General features: G+C 61.7%; 14 protein-coding genes. 9 read left to right on the top strand and 5 right to left on the bottom strand.

Features of this window, described 5'->3' with window-relative positions; all coding sequences use genetic code 11:
- The first annotated feature begins 28 nt into the window (after positions 1-28).
- Positions 29-619 (top strand): DUF1134 domain-containing protein, encoded by a 591-nt coding sequence (locus tag DL86_RS04400; RefSeq protein ID WP_036258694.1) that lies wholly within the window; start codon positions 29-31, stop codon positions 617-619.
- Positions 620-756: 137 nt separating this feature from the next.
- Here the strand turns inward: DL86_RS04400 and DL86_RS20695 are convergent, their stop codons facing one another.
- Positions 757-888: a hypothetical protein gene (locus DL86_RS20695; RefSeq protein WP_280948977.1), complete on the bottom strand. Its 132-nt coding sequence runs from the start codon at positions 886-888 to the stop codon at positions 757-759.
- A 400-nt stretch (positions 889-1,288) separates the two neighbouring features.
- The gene (bcp, locus tag DL86_RS04390; RefSeq protein WP_036258692.1) at positions 1,289-1,759 is read right to left on the bottom strand and encodes a thioredoxin-dependent thiol peroxidase; all 471 of its coding nucleotides are present in this window, start codon (positions 1,757-1,759) and stop codon (positions 1,289-1,291) included.
- Positions 1,760-2,087: 328 nt separating this feature from the next.
- Between bcp and DL86_RS04385 the strand changes: the two genes are divergently transcribed.
- Positions 2,088-5,603: an AsmA-like C-terminal region-containing protein gene (locus tag DL86_RS04385; protein ID WP_162180391.1), complete on the top strand. Its 3,516-nt coding sequence runs from the start codon at positions 2,088-2,090 to the stop codon at positions 5,601-5,603.
- Between the two features lie 21 nt (positions 5,604-5,624).
- On the opposite strand, the gene tyrS is transcribed toward DL86_RS04385, so the two are convergent.
- Positions 5,625-6,884, bottom strand: a complete 1,260-nt coding sequence (tyrS, locus tag DL86_RS04380; protein WP_036258691.1) for a tyrosine--tRNA ligase — start codon at positions 6,882-6,884, stop codon at positions 5,625-5,627.
- A 171-nt stretch (positions 6,885-7,055) separates the two neighbouring features.
- Between tyrS and DL86_RS04375 the strand changes: the two genes are divergently transcribed.
- A complete protein-coding gene (locus DL86_RS04375) occupies positions 7,056-8,168 on the top strand; it encodes an anhydro-N-acetylmuramic acid kinase (protein ID WP_036258486.1) in 1,113 nt (370 codons plus the stop codon).
- Positions 8,169-8,193: 25 nt separating this feature from the next.
- Here the strand turns inward: DL86_RS04375 and DL86_RS04370 are convergent, their stop codons facing one another.
- Positions 8,194-8,649, bottom strand: a complete 456-nt coding sequence (locus DL86_RS04370; protein ID WP_036258484.1) for a cupin domain-containing protein — start codon at positions 8,647-8,649, stop codon at positions 8,194-8,196.
- 51 nt (positions 8,650-8,700) lie between these two features.
- Positions 8,701-9,390: an alpha/beta hydrolase gene (locus DL86_RS04365; RefSeq protein ID WP_036258690.1), complete on the bottom strand. Its 690-nt coding sequence runs from the start codon at positions 9,388-9,390 to the stop codon at positions 8,701-8,703.
- Positions 9,391-9,928: 538 nt separating this feature from the next.
- Between DL86_RS04365 and DL86_RS04360 the strand changes: the two genes are divergently transcribed.
- The 6 genes from DL86_RS04360 to DL86_RS04335 all read left to right on the top strand — a co-directional run bounded on the left by DL86_RS04360 (position 9,929) and on the right by DL86_RS04335 (position 16,724).
- The gene (locus DL86_RS04360) at positions 9,929-11,116 is read left to right on the top strand and encodes a cysteine desulfurase family protein (RefSeq protein ID WP_036258481.1); all 1,188 of its coding nucleotides are present in this window, start codon (positions 9,929-9,931) and stop codon (positions 11,114-11,116) included.
- Between the two features lie 74 nt (positions 11,117-11,190).
- Positions 11,191-12,666, top strand: a complete 1,476-nt coding sequence (gene sufB / locus DL86_RS04355; protein ID WP_036258479.1) for a Fe-S cluster assembly protein SufB — start codon at positions 11,191-11,193, stop codon at positions 12,664-12,666.
- A gap of 195 nt (positions 12,667-12,861) precedes the next feature.
- The gene (gene sufC, locus DL86_RS04350; protein WP_036258477.1) at positions 12,862-13,617 is read left to right on the top strand and encodes a Fe-S cluster assembly ATPase SufC; all 756 of its coding nucleotides are present in this window, start codon (positions 12,862-12,864) and stop codon (positions 13,615-13,617) included.
- An 11-nt stretch (positions 13,618-13,628) separates the two neighbouring features.
- Positions 13,629-14,975, top strand: a complete 1,347-nt coding sequence (locus DL86_RS04345; RefSeq protein WP_036258474.1) for a SufB/SufD family protein — start codon at positions 13,629-13,631, stop codon at positions 14,973-14,975.
- A 94-nt stretch (positions 14,976-15,069) separates the two neighbouring features.
- Positions 15,070-16,314, top strand: a complete 1,245-nt coding sequence (locus DL86_RS04340) for a cysteine desulfurase (RefSeq protein WP_036258472.1) — start codon at positions 15,070-15,072, stop codon at positions 16,312-16,314.
- Between the two features lie 17 nt (positions 16,315-16,331).
- On the top strand, positions 16,332-16,724 hold the full coding sequence (locus DL86_RS04335; RefSeq protein ID WP_084572697.1) for a DUF59 domain-containing protein: 393 nt from the start codon (positions 16,332-16,334) through the stop codon (positions 16,722-16,724).
- Positions 16,725-16,860: the final 136 nt, after the last annotated feature.

Raw genomic sequence — 16,860 nt, 5'->3', positions numbered from 1 at the left:
ATCGCGCCCGATTCGCGGAGGACATCTGATGCAAACGCGAAGAGAGTTGACGCTGAAATTGGCGGCCCTGGCCGGCGTCGCCGGTTTCGGTTTGAAGGGACAGCCGGCGGAGGCGAGCCCGCCGCCGGAGCGGCCAGGCGAATATTCCCCAGATGAGATCGTCAATAATGGCCACCGCTTTTTTGGCTCGATCACGCGCGGCCTCGCCGAACTCGTCGAATCGGCGACCAAGCGCTGGGGGCGGCCAAATGGATATATTTTGGGGCAGGAGGCCACCGGCGCCTTCATCGGCGGGTTGCGCTATGGCGAAGGCGTCTTGCATACGCGGAACGCCGGCGACCTGCGGGTGTTCTGGCAAGGTCCATCCCTCGGGTTGGACGCCGGGGCCGACGGCGACCGCACCATGATGCTAGTCTATAATTTGCCCGCAACCGAGGCGATCTTTCGCCGCTACGGAGGGATGGACAATTCGCTTTACTTGGTCGGTGGATTTGGGATGACCGCGCTGGTCAATGACGACGTTTATGTGGTCCCGATCCGATCGGGACTTGGCGCACGTCTTGGCATAAACGTCAGCTATCTGAAATTTACGCCGGCTTCGACCTGGAATCCGTTTTAGGGCGTGATGGCTGCGCCGGATTGATCAACGTCCTATCCCATCCTTCTCGGTTTGACCGGCGATCCTGTCCGATAGGCCTCAGTTGTCCCAGCGCAGCCTCTCTGCGGAGTTTGGTCGTCAGAACCTGCCGGGCGTTTTCAGTTCGATGCGCGCCCAAGGACGGGCAGGCGCTCGGACCGGAACTCGGCTTCGAGCCGGGCGATATCGAGCAGATAGGTCAACAGGTCCAATCGCGCAGCGCGCGCGAGTTTGCCGAGTTCCTCGGTCATTTGAGCGATATAGACGGCGGTGGATTGCGCTGATTCCGCGATATCTTCGCCTTCGGACGGTCCAAGTCTTGATGAGTCGCGTCTTGATGATTCAAGTCCTAAGGGCTTGGTTGTCGCCAGAGGATCAAGCCTCGCCGCCGGCTGTTGGATAGGGCGCGCCCCGCGCTGTCCAGATGACCCTGTGTCTTCAGCATGTCGCCAATCCATTCGCGGAGAGGATTCGGTGATGCGCCCTATAGGTGCAAAACTTATTATATTCTCGTAATAGTTGTATTCAACCAAAATTCGTCACTTTTTGGAAAATTCAGCCTCCACCCCCGCTCAGCGCCCGCAGCATAAATGTCCTCAGGGACGGATCGCGCTGGCGCGCCACCGCAATCCGGCATCCGAGAGCGTCAGATCAAAGCGCCTTGACCGCAGCCAAGACCGCCTCGGCATGGCCAGGAACTTTGACCTTGCTCCAAATTGTCGCGATCTTGCCATCGGGGCCAATCAGGAAGGTCGTGCGCTCCACGCCCATATATTTGCGCCCATACATGCTCTTCTCGACCCATACGCCATAGGATTCGAGCATGGCTTTCGATTCGTCGGAGACGAGCGTGAGGTCCAGCGTGTGCTTGGTCTTGAACTTGGCGTGGCTCGCGACCGAATCGGGGGACGCGCCAAGGATCGCCGCGCCGGCTTTTTCAAATTCGCCGTTGAGGCCGTTGAAGTCGATCGCTTCCTTGGTGCATCCGGAGGTGTCGTCCTTCGGATAGAAATAGAGAACCAGCTTCCTGCCGGCGAAGCTGGCGAGCGAAGTTTTGCCGCCGGCATCGTCGGGCAGCGCAAAATCGGGGGCTTTGTCGCCCGCGGCCAATTTCTTGCCCATATCGCCTTCCTTTCGTCGCATTGAAACGCCATTTGCCTTAGCAGATAGGGCCGGTCTGGAGCTATGCCTCAGACAGCGCAGTCGCACCGATTATTTTATTGATTCTGTATGAGGTCTTGAGCCTGGGCCCGCGTCGCAGGGCTTGAGACCCTCCGCCTGGACCCATTTTTCGCTCCAGCGCGATGCGCCGCTTTCGACAAAAGCGGCATATTCGCGTAGAATGAAAACTTTCAGCATTGGCTTGCTACGGAAAGGCCGCGAGCGGTTGGTCGAGCAACGTGAGGAACCGCCGGCCCAGCCGGGCATTTGGCTGCCCTGGCGTCCAAAAATGCCAAGATTCGCCCATGCCAACCTGGGTAGAAGGCGCTGGGTCGGCCGAATCGCCTTGTCGACCTGCCATCTGATCCTCGCCGTCATCATGCTGGCGCTCGTTGGCGGCGCGCTCCTCGTCGCCCGTCTCGCCGAGGGGCCGATCACCATCGATGGCCTCGGTCCGCAGATCGAGAGCGCCCTTGAGGAACGATTCGGGCGCGGCTACGATTTCAAGCTCGGCGGCGCGGCCATCGTCAGACATGGCTATGCGCCAGCGTTGAGCATAGACGGCTTGTCGGTGAGCGACAGCGCCGGGAAAACGATCCTGACTGCTCCCCGCGCCGAAGTATCGGTCGATCTCCTGGCCCTCATCGTCGGACGCGTGACGCCGAAGCGGCTCGAAATCTTCGACGTTGAACTGCATTTGGCTTTATTGCCGGACGGTTCGCTCGGCTTGCCGGTCGCGCCGGGGTCGCAAGAAACGACGCCGCTCACGCCCCCGCTCGCCAACTCTCTTGCGCAAGGCGGTTCTTCGCATGAGCAGCCGACGTCGGACATCGGCGCTGGCGGCCTGGATCCGGCGCTCCCCGTGAAGCCGGTGCGGGCCCTGCTGGTGAAGCAGATCAGCGCGGCGATCCGGCTGCTGGTCGATACTTTGACCAACCCCGAGAGTCCCATCGCCGCCATCGACCGCGTTGGCATCGCGCGCGGGCGCCTCGTGATCGATGACCGGACCACCGATCAGACCATGACGTTCAACGGCCTGAAGGTCGCCTTCGACAAGTCCTCCGGAGCGACGACCTTCACCCTCTCCGTCGACGGGCCCAATGGCCGCTGGTCCGCCAATGGGCTGGCGAGCGGGACGCCCGGCTCCGAACGGCGGCTTATGTTTTCGCTGCAAAATTTATCGCTCGACGAAATCTTGCTCGCGACCGGCGCCCGCTCCATCGGGGTCGATTTCGACATGCCGCTCTCGGCCAAGGTCAACATCGGCCTCCGCGCCGACGGCAAGCTGTCGGAGGCGTCCGGCCAGTTCGATATGGGGGCGGGATACCTGCGCTTTGACGATCCGAACGATGAGCCCTTAATGGTCGACGCGATCCATGGCGGCGTTCATTGGGACCCTGAGTCGCGGGCCATCATGCTCGATCATTGGACCTTTGCTGCGGGCGCGACGCATTCCGCCGCGTCCGGCTCAGTGGCGCTCCCCCAGCACGAGGGCGATCCATGGACGATTGGCGTCAGCAGCGCCGAGCCGACATTCGTGGGGCCGGAGCGGCCCGGCCAAAAGCCTGTCATTGTCGATCGGGGGCAATTATCGGCGCGGCTTTTCCTGACCGAAAAGAAATTCATCATCGATCGGCTTGCGTTCAGCGGCGCCGAATGCGGCTTCGCGATGGCGGGAGACGTCGATTGGACGGACGGCCCTCATATCCGGCTCGGCGCCTCGCTGTCTCCGACCCCGATCACCGTGGTCACGCGGCTTTGGCCCTCGTTCATCGTGGCGCCGGTCCGGTCCTATCTCCTTGCTCACGTCAAGGAGGGGCTGGTCCAGAAAGCCACTTTGCAGGTCGATTTCGACGCGCCCACTTTGGCCGCCATGCGCGCCGAACTGCCGCCTCCGGATGAGACGGTCTTGCTCGACTTCACGGTTGCGAACGGAAGCCTGGACTTTCTGACGGGCGTGCCGCCGTTGCGAGGCGTCGATGGAGCGGGCCACATTACCGGACGGACCACCTTATTCACGGTGACCAACACCGGCGTCGTCGAAGCTGGCGACGGACCCAGCCTGACCATCTCGGCGGGCAGCACATTCCATGTGCCCAATACAGAAATCCAGCCGACTCCCGCCGTGGTCATGGCCAAGGTGTCCAGCAGCGTCGAGACGATCGGCGATTTGTTGTCGCGGGAGGGGCTTAAAGCCTTCGCGAGCCTGCCGCTGGAGTCCTCGACCTTGAAAGGACAGGTCAATGGCGGGCTTGAAATCGACATGAATCTTGGCCCGACCATGGGGCCGGCGGACATCGCTCTCAAGATCAGCGCCTTGGTGACGGATTTTTCCGCCGAAAAGCTGATCGGCAAGGAAGGGCTCGAAGCCGCGACGCTGACCGTCAATGTCGATCCATCCGGCCTTCGGGCGAGCGGCCAGGGACGCATGTTCGGAGCGCCCGCCGTGATCGAATTGGCGCGGCCTCATGGCAAGGCCGCCGAGGCTTCGGTTCGAGTCACCCTGGACGAGGCGGCCCGCGCCAAGCAAGGGTTTAGCGGCCCGCCTGGCGTGAGCGGCCCGATCGGCGCAAATATCAGCGCGCCGCTGGGAACCGGCGAAAAGCCAAAGGCGGAGATCGAGCTCGATTTGACCCAAGCGGCGATCGACTGGCCGGGCATCGTGAAGCCAGCGGGCAAGCCGGCGAAGGTAAAGCTGTCGCTCGTCGTCCACGAGAATGGAATTCTGCTCGACCCGTTCACATTCGACGCCGGCCTGATTCAGGCGCGCGGCGCCTTGGATCTCGCCGCCGATGGATCGCTGCTCGCGGCCAGGCTGCCGCAGGTCAAAATTTCTTCCGGCGACGATATGAAGGTTGAAGCGGCGAAGGCTGGCGAAACCTTGCGCGTGATCGTCCGGGCGACGGCGATCGACGCCAGGCCTTTCTTGAAATATCTGATCTATTCGCCCACGGAACAAAGCGCCTCTGGCGCTGGCGGGGCCAAGGACGCAAGTGGGCCCAAAGACGCCGGCGGCTTCAAGGAGATGGAGTACGACATCAAGTCTGGACTCTTGAGCGGCTACAATAAAGAGGTCATCACGGGAGCCGAATTGAGGTTCCTGAAGCGCGGCGGCGAGTTCAAGCAGTTTTCGTTTTCGGGCCGTTTCGGGCGCGAAGTGATTTCCGGCAACATGACCGGCGGCCCTGCCACTCCCCAGCTCAATCTCATGACCGATGACGCGGGGACGCTTTTGTCCTTCATCGACCTCTATAAGCATATGGAGCGCGGTCGGCTTTCGGTCGGCATGCGCGTCGGGCCCGATGTGATGGCCGGAGTGCTGATCATCGATTCCTTCATCTTGCGCGACGAGCCGGCTCTGCGCAGGCTCGTCGCCGAAAGCGTTCCGTCCGAGGGCGCGGCCAAGGCGCAACGAATTGACGCCGGCGCCATGGCCTTCACCAAATTGCAGGTGCGGTTCCAGCGCTCCGGCAGCCGTCTCGATCTGAGCGAGGGCACGATGTATGGCGAAGCCATTGGCCTCACCGTCGACGGCTGGCTGGATTACGCGCATGACCGGGTCGATATGAAGGGCACCTTCGTCCCGGCCTATGCGGTCAACAATCTCTTTTCGAAAATTCCGCTGTTTGGCATGATCCTCGGCGGTGGGACCAACGAGGGTCTGTTCGGGGTCAACTACCGGGTTGAGGGCCTGGCCAGCGCGCCGACTCTCAATATTAATCCGCTATCGGCGATCGCGCCCGGGATCTTCCGCCAGATTTTTGGCGTCGGCGACACTTTCGCTCCGGCCGGCGGAGCGCGATAGGGCGATTCGAGCGCGATCCGCTCAAATAAGCTTCAGCAAAACATGCCTTTTGCGTCCGAGCGAGAGCTTGACAACGCCTTCGGTGACGTCTCCCGCGCCGATCACGGCGCGCTCGTCGGCGACCGTCTCGTCATTGATCTTGAGGCCGCCGCCCTTGATCTGGCGCCGCGCCTCGCTGGTCGAGGTGACGAGGCCCGCCTTGACGAAGGCCGCCAGCGCGCCAAGCCCGGCCTCGATTTCGTCGCGCCCGATATCGACGCTCGGCAGGCTTTCGGCCAGCGCTCCCTCCTCGAAGGTCTGCCGCGCGGTCTCGCTCGCCTGCAGCGCCGCCGCGCGGCCATGCACCATCGCGGTCGCCTCGGTCGCCAGCACCTTCTTGGCCTCGTTGATCTCGGCGCCATCCAGCGCTTCGAGCCGGGCGATCTCGGACAGCGGCAATTCGGTGAAGAGTTTCAGGAAGCGGCCGACGTCGCGGTCCTCGCAATTGCGCCAATATTGCCAATATTCGAATGTTGGCAACAGGCTCTCCTCCAGCCAAACCGCTCCTTGCGCCGTCTTGCCCATTTTCGCGCCGGAGGCGGTGGTCAGCAGCGGCGAGGTCAAGGCGTAGAGCTGGCTCGCTCCCATGCGGCGGCCTAGATCGATCCCGGTGATGATATTGCCCCATTGGTCGGAGCCGCCCATCTGCAAGACGCAGCCGTGGCGCTTGTGGAGCTCGACGAAATCATAGGCCTGCAGGCACATGTAATTGAACTCGAGAAACGAGAGTTCCTGGTCGCGCTCGAGCCGCATCTTCACCGAGTCCATCGCCAGCATGCGATTGACTGAGAAATGGCGCCCGACCTCGCGCAGAAAATCGATGTAATTCAGCGCGCCCAGCCATTGCGCATTATCGGGCATGATCGCGTCATGCTTGCCTTCGCCAAAGTCGAGGAATTTTGAGAAGACCCGCTTGATCCCTTCCTTATTGGCGGCAATGGTTTCGAGCGAGAGGAGCTTGCGGCTCTCGTCCTTGCCGGAGGGATCGCCGACCTGCGTCGTGCCGCCGCCCATCAGGGCGATCGGCTTTCCGCCGGTTTTTTGCAGCCAGCGCAACAACATGATCTGAACCAGCGACCCGACATGGAGCGAGGCCGCCGTGCAATCGAACCCGATATAGGCGATCAGATCTCCCGATTTCGCCTTCTGGTCGAGTCCGGCGAGGTCGGAACATTGATGCAGATAGCCGCGCTCGATGAGCACGGCCAGAAAATCGGATGCGGGACGGAAATCGTCGGACACGGGGATTCCTTCGAGCGCGCGGTTCGCGCGCATCAAACGGATCGCGCGAGGGTCTGGGCGAGGTTAAGCGGCGAGATTTAGGGGTAAGCATTGCCGAAGGCAACGGCGCCGATGCCTCGCCTCGCCGGCCAGCTTGGGCTATAACATGCTCTAAGCCTTGGAAACCAAGCAATGACTCTGACCTGCGCGATTGGCCTGATGAGCGGAACCTCGATGGATGGCGTCGATGTCGCCCTGATCGAGACCGACGGCGAGCGGGCGATCGGGCTCGGTCCAAGCGGTTTCTTCCCCTATGCCGAAGAGGATCGCGCCACCTTGCGCGCCGCGCTTGCGGAGGCGGCGGCGATTGAAAATCGCGCCGCGCGTCCGGGCGTTCTGGCGCAGGCGGAGGCCATGGTCACCGCGCGCCATGCGCAGGCGGTCGAGGCTTTCCTGCGCGCCGAACACATCGGCCGCGAAAAGATCGCGCTGATTGGCTTTCACGGCCAGACAGTGTTGCACCGGCCGGAGCGCCGCCTGACCGTGCAGCTGGGCGATGGAGCGGTGCTTGCCGCAAAATTAGGCATTGCTACCGCCTATGATTTCCGGGCCGCCGATGTCGCGGGAGGCGGGCAGGGGGCGCCGCTCGTGCCGGTCTTCCATAGCGCTCTCGCCGCCGCGGCCGGTTTCTCGGCGCCTGTCGCCGTGATCAATATCGGCGGGGTCGCCAATTTGAGTTTTGTCGCGCCGGGGAGGGAGCCGATCGCCTGCGACGCTGGACCCGGCAATGCGCTTGTCGACGATTTGATGCTCTTGCGCACGGGCGTCGCGATCGATCGCGATGGCGCGACCGCCGCCAAAGGCAAGGTAGACGAGGCGGCCTTGCGCGCTCTTCTCAGCCACGGGTTTTTCGCCAAGCCGCCGCCGAAATCGCTCGACCGCAATGATTTTTCCTCTTCGCCGGTCGAAAATCTCGGGCTTGAGGACGCGGCGGCGACGCTGACGGCTTTCACCGCGGCGGCGATCGCGCGCCTGCTGCCGTTTCTGCCGACGCTTCCCGCGCTGGCCATCGTCTGCGGCGGCGGCGCTCGCAACGCAACCTTGATGCGGGAATTGGCGGAGCGCCTGCCATGCCCTCTCGCCACTGCGGAGTCCTTCGGCTGGTCGGCGGATGCGATGGAGGCGCAGGCCTTCGCCTATCTCGCCGTGCGGCGGATGAAAAATTTGCCGATTACTTTTCCGGGCACGACCGGCATCGACAAGCCGATGGCGGGCGGGCTCCTGGCGGAGCCGGCAGGATCTTAAAGCGCTCTCCCCGGCCGCCGCGCGCCTATTTTCGTGGATCGTCCATCGGGTTGACGTAAGTGAGCGCGACCGGGCCTTGTCCGTGAACTTGGATCGTGGTCGGCCCCGTTGTCCATGCGTAATGACTCATGGTCGCTGGAACCTCGGCAAAATCGCCGACAGAGAGGCCCTGCCCCTTGCTTGCGTCGAGCTTGTCTCCCATCCCGATATAAAGGACGCCGTCGAGGACTGTCACGAATTCCGTCGTCGGATGCTGGTGCGCCGGAATTTTATAGTCGGCGGGCAGTTTCAGTCGGATCACGAAGAGCCCTTCCTTAGTAGGGTCTCCAGAAATGACGGCGGCTTTCGCGCCCTTTGGGAAGGCTGCCGGCGCGTCCGCCCATTCAAGCGAGCGGGCTGCGACTACCTTTCCGGTCTCCTCGGCAAAAACCGGGCTGGCGCCAAGGATCGCCACCGTGACGAAGAGCGAAAGCTTTTGCATTTTTCCCTCCTTTACGGATTGCGCTTCTGTCAGCAAGCGCAGGAACGACGCCTACCGCTTCTCGGCCGGTTCGCTCCGGGTCGGCGTCGGCAGGCGCGGCGGATTGCCGAGGCGGCGGTCGAGATAGATCCCGACCTCCTCGATCAAGGGCTCGACGCAATTTTCAAAAAAATGATTGGCGCCGGGGATCACCGCATGTTCGATCAAAATGCCCTTTTGCGTCTTGAGCTTTTCGATGAGGCCGGTGACTTCCTTCAGGGGCGCGACGCGATCCTGATCGCCATGCACGAACAGGCCAGAAGAGGGGCACGGCGCCAGAAAGGAAAAATCGAACCGGTTGGCGGGTGGGGCGATTGAAATGAACCCCTCGATCTCCGGGCGGCGCATCAAAAGCTGCATGCCGATCCATGAGCCGAATGAAATCCCGGCGATCCAGCAGGCGCGCGCCTCCGGATTGACCGCCTGCGCCCAGTCAAGCGCCGCCGCGGCATCGGATAATTCGCCCTGGCCGTGATCAAAGCCGCCTTGCGAGCGGCCGACGCCGCGGAAATTGAACCGCAGCACCGCAAAGCCGCGCTCGGCGAAGGTATAGTAAAGATTATAAACAATTTGATTGTTCATCGTCCCGCCAAATTGCGGATGCGGATGCAATATGATGGCAATCGGCGCGCCGCGGACGGCCGAGGGGTGGAAACGGCCCTCGATGCGGCCGGCTGGACCATTGAACATGACCTCAGGCATCATGACTCCCAAAATTAAACAATTGCTCCGGCGGGGCCGCCGGACCGTGATCCCTCACCTGAGGACCTTTCATCGAAGCTAAGCTTCGTCTCAATCAAACTTTTGGCGCAGCATCGAGTTCAAGGGGAGCAGCAACTTTTCGATCGTCGTCTCTCCCGGCCCAATCCTCTGGGCTAAAGCAACAGGACGTCAGGCCCACACCCTCAAGAACTGGCGCCTGATCCGATCCAGAGATGGACGCAACTGCTTGGTCTATCCAACAGCTTGATCCCGCGGCGGGTTTGCTTGACTTGCGAACCGCGCGGCGCCTAAGAATGGTTCTAAGATTTTATCGGTGATCGAGGCGGGGCGCGGAGAATTTTCCTCGCGCAATCGGAACCTTAGCAATCGGATAAAACCGTAGCGCTCTTCTAGCACGATCGACCCAAGAGATTGCAAGCACTTTGGTCGGGGCGCCAACAGTTTGTCCTTTCGAATGGGCCTTGCCGAATATCTCTTGTTGAATTTGGCCTGATGAATAGCTCTTGGATGTTTCGCCGTGCCGCCGCTGCGCGCCTATCTTGATCATAATGCGACGACGCCGCTGCGCGCGGAAGCGCGCGCGGCGATGGGCGCCGTTTGGGATCTGCCCGGCAACGCCTCATCCATTCATGCCGAAGGGCGCGCCGCGCATGCGATGATCGAGGCTGCGCGGGCCGAACTCGCCGCATTCGTTAACGCGCCGGCCGGGAATGTCATTTTCACCTCCGGTGGAACGGAAGCGCTGAATCTGGCGCTGACGCCTCATTTGGAGGCAGGCGGCGCGGCGGCGCCTTTCGACTTGCTCTTGGCTGGGGGCGGGGAACATGCGGCGGTTCTAGCGGGGCATCGCTTTCCGGCTGCCGCCTTCGAGGCGGTGGGGTTGACCCCGGCGGGCGCGCTGGATCTCGACGCACTCGACGCGGCGCTGGCGCGCCATCGCGGAAGGCGCCCGATGCTGGCGTTGCAGGCGGCCAATAATGAGACCGGCGTCATTCAGCCGGTCGCGGCGGCGGCTGAGCGCGTCCATGCGGCCGGCGGGTTCCTGGTCTGCGACGCGGTCCAGGCGGCCGGCAAGATCCCTTGCGACATGCAGGCTTGGGGCGCCGACGCGCTGATCGTCTCCGCCCATAAATTTGGCGGTCCGCAAGGAGCGGGAGGGCTGTGTTTCGCGTCGCCGGCGTCCCACATTAGGCAGGCTCTCATTCGAGGCGGCGGGCAGGAACATGGGCTGCGCGCCGGAACCGAAAACGTCGCGGGAATAGCTGGCATGGCGGCCGCCCTTCGCGCCGCGGCGGCGGGACTCGACCAGGAAGCCGCGAAGCTTGCGGCATGGCGGGACCGGCTGGAGGCGGATATTTCCCGCATCGCTCCGGGCGCGGTCTTTTTTGGCGCGGGAGTGGCGCGATTGCCGAATACCTCTTGCTTCGCGCTGCCCGGGGTCGAGGCACAGGTCTTGCTTATGTTTTTGGACGTAGAAGGCGTGGCGGTTTCTTCGGGATCGGCCTGCTCATCCGGGAAAGTAAAACGCTCGCACGTTTTGGCTGCCATGGGGATCGAGCAGAACTTGGCCGGGGGCGCCATCAGGGTCAGTATGGGTTGGAATTCTCGCGCCGAGGATTGCGTTTTGTTCGGCCGGGCGCTTGAAAGGGCGGTCCATAGGATCGGGACGAGAAAAGTCAAGTCGGCGGGTCAAGCCGCCGCGTGAGTTGTCCGGGTTTCCCGGCCGGCGATGAAGTCTGAACCAGCGGTCCTTGAAACCGCGCGGGTGAGGAGAATGAGATGGCAGCGGTTCAAGAGACAGTCGATCGCGTCAAGGCGATCGATGTTAGCGAATATAAGTACGGATTTTTTTCTGACATCGAATCCGACAAGGCCCCGAAGGGTCTGAATGAGGACATTGTCCGGTTCATTTCAGCGAAAAAGAACGAGCCGGCCTGGCTGACGGAGTGGCGGCTCGAGGCTTATCGGCGCTGGCTGACCATGCGCGAGCCCAATTGGGCGCGGGTCGACTTTCCGCGGGTGAATTATCAGGACCTCTACTATTATTCGGCGCCGAAGACCGCGGCCGGGCCAAAGTCGCTCGACGAGGTCGATCCCGAACTGCTGAAGGTTTACGCCAAGCTCGGCATTCCCTTGCAAGAGCAGGAGGTCCTCGCCGGGGTCGTCAATCCGGAGCGCAAGATCGCCGTCGACGCGGTCTTCGACTCGGTCTCGGTCGTCACGACCTTCAAGGAAGAGCTGAGCAAGGCGGGCGTGATCTTCTGCCCGATCTCGGAAGCGGTCCACACCCATCCTGAGCTCGTCAAGAAATACCTCGGCTCGGTGGTCCCGACGACGGATAATTATTACGCGACGCTAAACAGCGCCGTGTTCTCCGACGGATCCTTCGTCTATATCCCGCCGGGCGTTCACTGTCCGATGGAATTGTCGACCTATTTCCGGATCAACGAGCAGAACACCGGGCAGTTCGAGCGCACGCTGATCATCGCCGATAAGGGATCCTACGTTTCCTATCTCGAGGGCTGCACGGCGCCCAAGCGCGATGAAAATCAGCTTCACGCCGCGGTCGTCGAACTCATCACCCACGACGACGCCGAAATCAAATATTCGACGGTGCAGAACTGGTATCCGGGCGACTCGGAAGGCAAAGGCGGCATTTATAACTTCGTCACCAAGCGGGGCGATTGCCGCGGCGCGAATTCGAAAATCTCCTGGACGCAGGTCGAGACCGGCTCGGCGATCACCTGGAAATATCCGTCCTGCATTTTGCGCGGCGACAATTCGCGCGGCGAATTCTATTCGATCGCGATTTCGAACGGCCGGCAGCAGGTCGATTCCGGCACCAAGATGATCCATCTCGGCAAGAACACGACGAGCCGGGTCATCTCGAAAGGAATCTCGGCGGGCAAGTCGCAGAACACCTATCGCGGTCAGATTTCGGCGCATCGGAAAGCCACCGGCGCGCGCAATTTCACCAATTGCGACTCGCTGCTGATTGGCAACGCCTGCGGCGCTCACACGGTGCCTTACATCGAATCGAAGAACCCCAGCACGCAATTCGAACATGAAGCCACGACTTCGAAGATTTCCGAAGATCAGCTGTTCTATTGCATGCAGCGCGGGCTTTCGGCCGAAGAGGCGACGGCTCTGATCGTCAATGGCTTCGTTCGCGATGTTCTGCAGCAGCTTCCGATGGAATTCGCGGTCGAGGCTCAGAAGTTGATCGCGATCTCCCTCGAGGGCAGCGTCGGCTGACGCGGGCCGCATGCGAGGCGAGGGGCCGGCCGGGGATGGCGCGGACCCTTCGCTCGGGGCGGCGCCAAATTTATGTTGAAGACTTAAAGGAAGGTGGACGTTCAGGCGGACGCGGCTCAGGCGCGTCGTCTCGAAGCCGCCAACGCGAGGGCCGGGCGGCCTGACCTTTCAAGAATTAAGCGAGGATTAGAAACCATGCTCGAAGTCAAGAATCTCAATGTTTCGATCGGCGGACGCAAGATCCTCAACGACTTCAATCTGACCGTTCAGGACGGCGAGGTCGCGGCGATCATGGGGCCGAATGGAACCGGTAAATCGACGCTGTCCTATGTCATCGCGGGCCGCAAGGACTACACGGTCGAGTCCGGCGAGGTCTTTCTGAACGGCGTCAATCTCCTTGAGCTCGAGCCCGACGTCCGGGCCGCCAAGGGCCTTTTCCTCGCGTTCCAATATCCGCTTGAAATTCCCGGCGTCGCGACGATGACCTTCCTCAAGGCGGCCTTGAACGCGCAGCGCAAGCAGCGCGGCGAGGAGGAGCTCTCGACCCCCGATTTCATGAAGCGGGTCAAGGAATCGGCCGATAAGCTCGGGATCAAATCGGACATGCTGAAGCGCGCTCTCAATGTCGGGTTCTCGGGCGGCGAGAAAAAGCGCATGGATATTCTGCAGATGGCGCTGCTCCAACCCTCTTTCGGCATTCTCGATGAAACCGATTCCGGGCTCGACATCGACGCCCTGCGGGTTGTCGCCGATGGCGTCAATTCGCTGCGTTCGGAGAAGCGCGGCTTTCTCGTGATCACCCATTATCAGCGTTTGCTCGACTATATCGTGCCCGACACCGTGCATGTCATGGCGCAAGGCCAGATCGTCCGGACCGGCGGCAAGGAATTGGCGCTCGAACTCGAAAAGAGCGGCTACCGCGAATATGTAACCGAACAAGCCGTCGCTTGAGGGGAGACGACATGAGCGCTCAAATCATCCCCACGCGAACGTCAGCTGAAACCGCCCTTGCGGAAGCCTTCGGCGCGGCCAAGTCGACCTTGCCCGGCGGCGCCGATGTGATCAAATTGCGCGAAGATTCCTTCGCGGTGTTTCATGAAGCTGGCCTCCCGCATCGTCGCGTCGAGGCTTGGCATTACACCGATCTGCGGGCCCTGATGCGGGACGCCTTGCCGATCGTCGCCGCTCCCACCGCCGCGGCGATCGAGGCGCTCGGCAAGGAGTTCGCCGCGCCCGGCGCTCCCAGCCAACGCCTGGTCCTGGTCGATGGCGTTTTCGCGCCGCAATTATCCGATGCTTTGCCGGCCGGCGTCACGGTCCGCTCGCTCGCAGACGTGCTGACCGAAGGCCGGGCCGATCTCATCGCGCTGCTCTCCGGGCAAGGCCTTGGCGCGCAAGATCCGATCGTTTCCCTGAACGCCGCCTTGATGCAGGATGGCGTCGTCATCGAAGTCGCCCCGGGGATCTCCGTCGTCGAGCCGATCAACCTTATCTATGCGACGGCCTCATCGACGCCGGCGGCGCGGTTCTCCCGCTCGCTGGTGGTGGTTGGGGCTGGCGCCTCGATCCGCCTCGCCGAGTCGAGCCATGGCGCGGGCGCCCGCGTCGGACAAACCTATGGCTGCCTGATTTTCTCGGTCGGCGACGAAGCAAAGGTGGACCATAGCGCGATGGTGACGCAGACGCTTCCGGGAAGCGTGCGCCTCGAGACCTTCATCGCCCATTTGGGCGCCAAGGTGAAATTCGACAGTTTCGCGCTGATCGCCGGGGCCGGTCTCGTGCGGCGGCAGATATTCCTGCGCTTCGAGGGCGCCGATTCGGAGGGTTCGCTGCGCGGCGTGTCGCTGCTGCGCGGCCGCGAACATGCCGATACGACCCTGTTCGTCGAGCATGCCGCGCCTGGCTGCACCGGCCGCGAGATCTTCAAATATATTCTCGATGAAGAGGCGACCGGCGTCTTCCAGGGCAAGATCCATGTCGCGCCGCTCGCGCAAAAGACCGATGGCCGGATGCTGAGCAAGGCTTTGCTGCTGTCCGATACGGTGGCGATGAACAACAAGCCGGAGCTTGAAATCTTCGCCGACGATGTTGCTTGCGGCCATGGCGCGACCTGCGGCGGCTTGAATGTAGATCAATTATTCTACCTTCAAGCGCGGGGCTTGCCTTTCGCGGAAGCCGAGGCGCTGCTTCTGGAGGCTTTCGCGGCGGAATTGGTCGATGAAATCGGGCATGAAGGATTGATCGAAGCGTTTCGTTCCGAGGTCAGCGCCTGGCTTTCCGCACGCGTCCCCGCGCGCGTGGAGGCTTGAAGGCGCCGTCCCTGAAGCGCGGCCCTTGGCCGAGTTGAGGCGGCGGATCGTTGGGAGCGGAGGCTTGGCGCAGGGCGCCGGGTAGGAGTAGGGCATGAACAAGCACATCATCGCGGAAGCGCCTTTGGACGTCGCCCGTATCCGTGAGGATTTTCCGATCCTTTCCATGCAGGTCTACGGCAAGCCGCTTGTCTATCTCGACAATGCCGCTTCGGCGCAAAAGCCGAAGGAGGTCGTCGACCGCATGGTCCACGCCTCCTATTTCGAATATGCGAACGTCCATCGCGGGCTGCATTTTCTGGCGAATGCCGCGACCGATGCGTTCGAGGCGGCGCGCGAGAGCGTTCGCTCCTTTCTCAACGCCGAATCGGTCAATGAGATCATCTTCACCAAATCCGCCACCGAGGCGATTAATCTGGTCGCAGCCTCCTTCGGACAAGCCTTTATCAAGGAAGGCGATGAGATCGTCCTTTCGATCATGGAGCACCACGCCAATATCGTTCCGTGGCATTTCCTGCGCGAGCGCAAGGGCGCGGTGCTGAAATGGGTCGACGTCGACGATGAAGGAAATTTCTCCATCGAGGAATTCGAAAAGGCTCTGACGCCGAAGACCAAAATCGTCGCCATCACCCATATGTCGAACATGCTCGGCACGGTCACGCCGGTGAAGGAGATCATCAGGATCGCGCATGAACGCGGCATCGCTGTGCTGATCGACGGTTCGCAAGGCGCGGTGCATCTCGAGGTCGACGTGCGCGACCTCGACGCTGATTTCTATGTCGTCACCGGCCATAAGCTCTATGGACCCACCGGCATCGGCGCGCTTTACGGCAAAAAGGAATGGCTTGAGAAACTACCGCCCTTCCTTGGCGGCGGCGAGATGATCAACGAAGTCACCAGGGACAAAGTCACCTATAACGAGCCGCCGCATCGTTTCGAGGCCGGAACGCCGCCAATCGTGCAGGCGATTGGGCTCGGCGCCGCCGTCGATTATATGCAGAAGATCGGCCGGGCCCGCATCCACGCGCATGAATCGGCCTTGAGCGACTATGCGCACGAACGGTTGTCGCGGATCAATTCGCTGCGCATCTTTGGCCGCGCCAAGGGCAAAGGCGCGATTGTCGCCTTTGAAATGAAGAACGCCCATGCGCATGACGTCGCGACGATCATCGACCGGTCGGGCGTCGCAGTCCGCGCCGGCACGCATTGCGCCCAGCCGCTTCTGGCCCGTTTTGGCGTGACGTCGACCTGTCGCGCATCCTTTGCCGTGTATAATACGTTCGAGGAAGTCGACAAACTCGCCGAAGCCTTGATCAAGGCCGAGAGCCTATTTGCTTGAAGAATGAGGAGCCTGTCATGGCCGAGTCACAGACCGTCGAAGCCCAGGAAATTCTGCCAAACGAGCCGCAGTGGATCTTTGACAGCGGGGTTTTGCAACATGAACGGGTTCGCTACACGAATGACGTGGTCGCCGCCCTGAAAACGGTGTTCGATCCCGAGATTCCTTGCGACGTCTATGAGCTCGGCCTGATCTACAAGGTGGACATCGACGAACATCGTCTGATCAAGATCGAGATGACCTTGACCGCGCCAGGTTGTCCGGTCGCCGGCGAAATCACTCGGTCGATCGAAACGGCGGTCGGCACCGTTCCGGGAACCTTGGGCGTCATTGTCACGATTGTTTTCGAGCCGCCATGGGATCAAGGTCGGATGTCCGACGAGGCGCGCGTTTCGCTCGACATGTTTTGACGTCAGGCGGCTCGGTTTGTGCTGGGCCGGCTTTTCTATCGGTCGTGGACAGAGCAAAGGGACATTCGGCTAGAGCGAATGTCCCTTTTGGCGTTAGCCTTGCCGCAAATCGCTTCGCTCCAGAATCAGGCATCAT

The sequence above is a fragment of the Methylocapsa aurea genome (genome assembly GCF_000746085.1).
Taxonomy (GTDB): domain Bacteria; phylum Pseudomonadota; class Alphaproteobacteria; order Rhizobiales; family Beijerinckiaceae; genus Methylocapsa; species Methylocapsa aurea.
Note: the sequence above shows the minus strand (reverse complement) of the source record. Positions and strands in the feature narration are given on the sequence as shown.

Excerpts from the sequence above, each read along its gene's own strand:
- DL86_RS04335 (WP_084572697.1), top strand. The coding sequence starts at position 16,332 with ATGGCCGAGTCACAGACCGTCGAAGCCCAGGAAATTCTGCCAAACGAG.
- sufB (WP_036258479.1), top strand. The coding sequence starts at position 11,191 with ATGGCAGCGGTTCAAGAGACAGTCGATCGCGTCAAGGCGATCGATGTT.
- DL86_RS04370 (WP_036258484.1), bottom strand. The coding sequence starts at position 8,649 with ATGCAAAAGCTTTCGCTCTTCGTCACGGTGGCGATCCTTGGCGCCAGC.
- DL86_RS04385 (WP_162180391.1), top strand. The coding sequence starts at position 2,088 with ATGCCAAGATTCGCCCATGCCAACCTGGGTAGAAGGCGCTGGGTCGGC.
- sufC (WP_036258477.1), top strand. The coding sequence starts at position 12,862 with ATGCTCGAAGTCAAGAATCTCAATGTTTCGATCGGCGGACGCAAGATC.
- DL86_RS04345 (WP_036258474.1), top strand. The coding sequence starts at position 13,629 with ATGAGCGCTCAAATCATCCCCACGCGAACGTCAGCTGAAACCGCCCTT.
- bcp (WP_036258692.1), bottom strand. The coding sequence starts at position 1,759 with ATGGGCAAGAAATTGGCCGCGGGCGACAAAGCCCCCGATTTTGCGCTG.
- DL86_RS04340 (WP_036258472.1), top strand. The coding sequence starts at position 15,070 with ATGAACAAGCACATCATCGCGGAAGCGCCTTTGGACGTCGCCCGTATC.
- DL86_RS20695 (WP_280948977.1), bottom strand. The coding sequence starts at position 888 with ATGACCGAGGAACTCGGCAAACTCGCGCGCGCTGCGCGATTGGACCTG.
- DL86_RS04365 (WP_036258690.1), bottom strand. The coding sequence starts at position 9,390 with ATGCCTGAGGTCATGTTCAATGGTCCAGCCGGCCGCATCGAGGGCCGT.
- DL86_RS04375 (WP_036258486.1), top strand. The coding sequence starts at position 7,056 with ATGACTCTGACCTGCGCGATTGGCCTGATGAGCGGAACCTCGATGGAT.
- DL86_RS04400 (WP_036258694.1), top strand. The coding sequence starts at position 29 with ATGCAAACGCGAAGAGAGTTGACGCTGAAATTGGCGGCCCTGGCCGGC.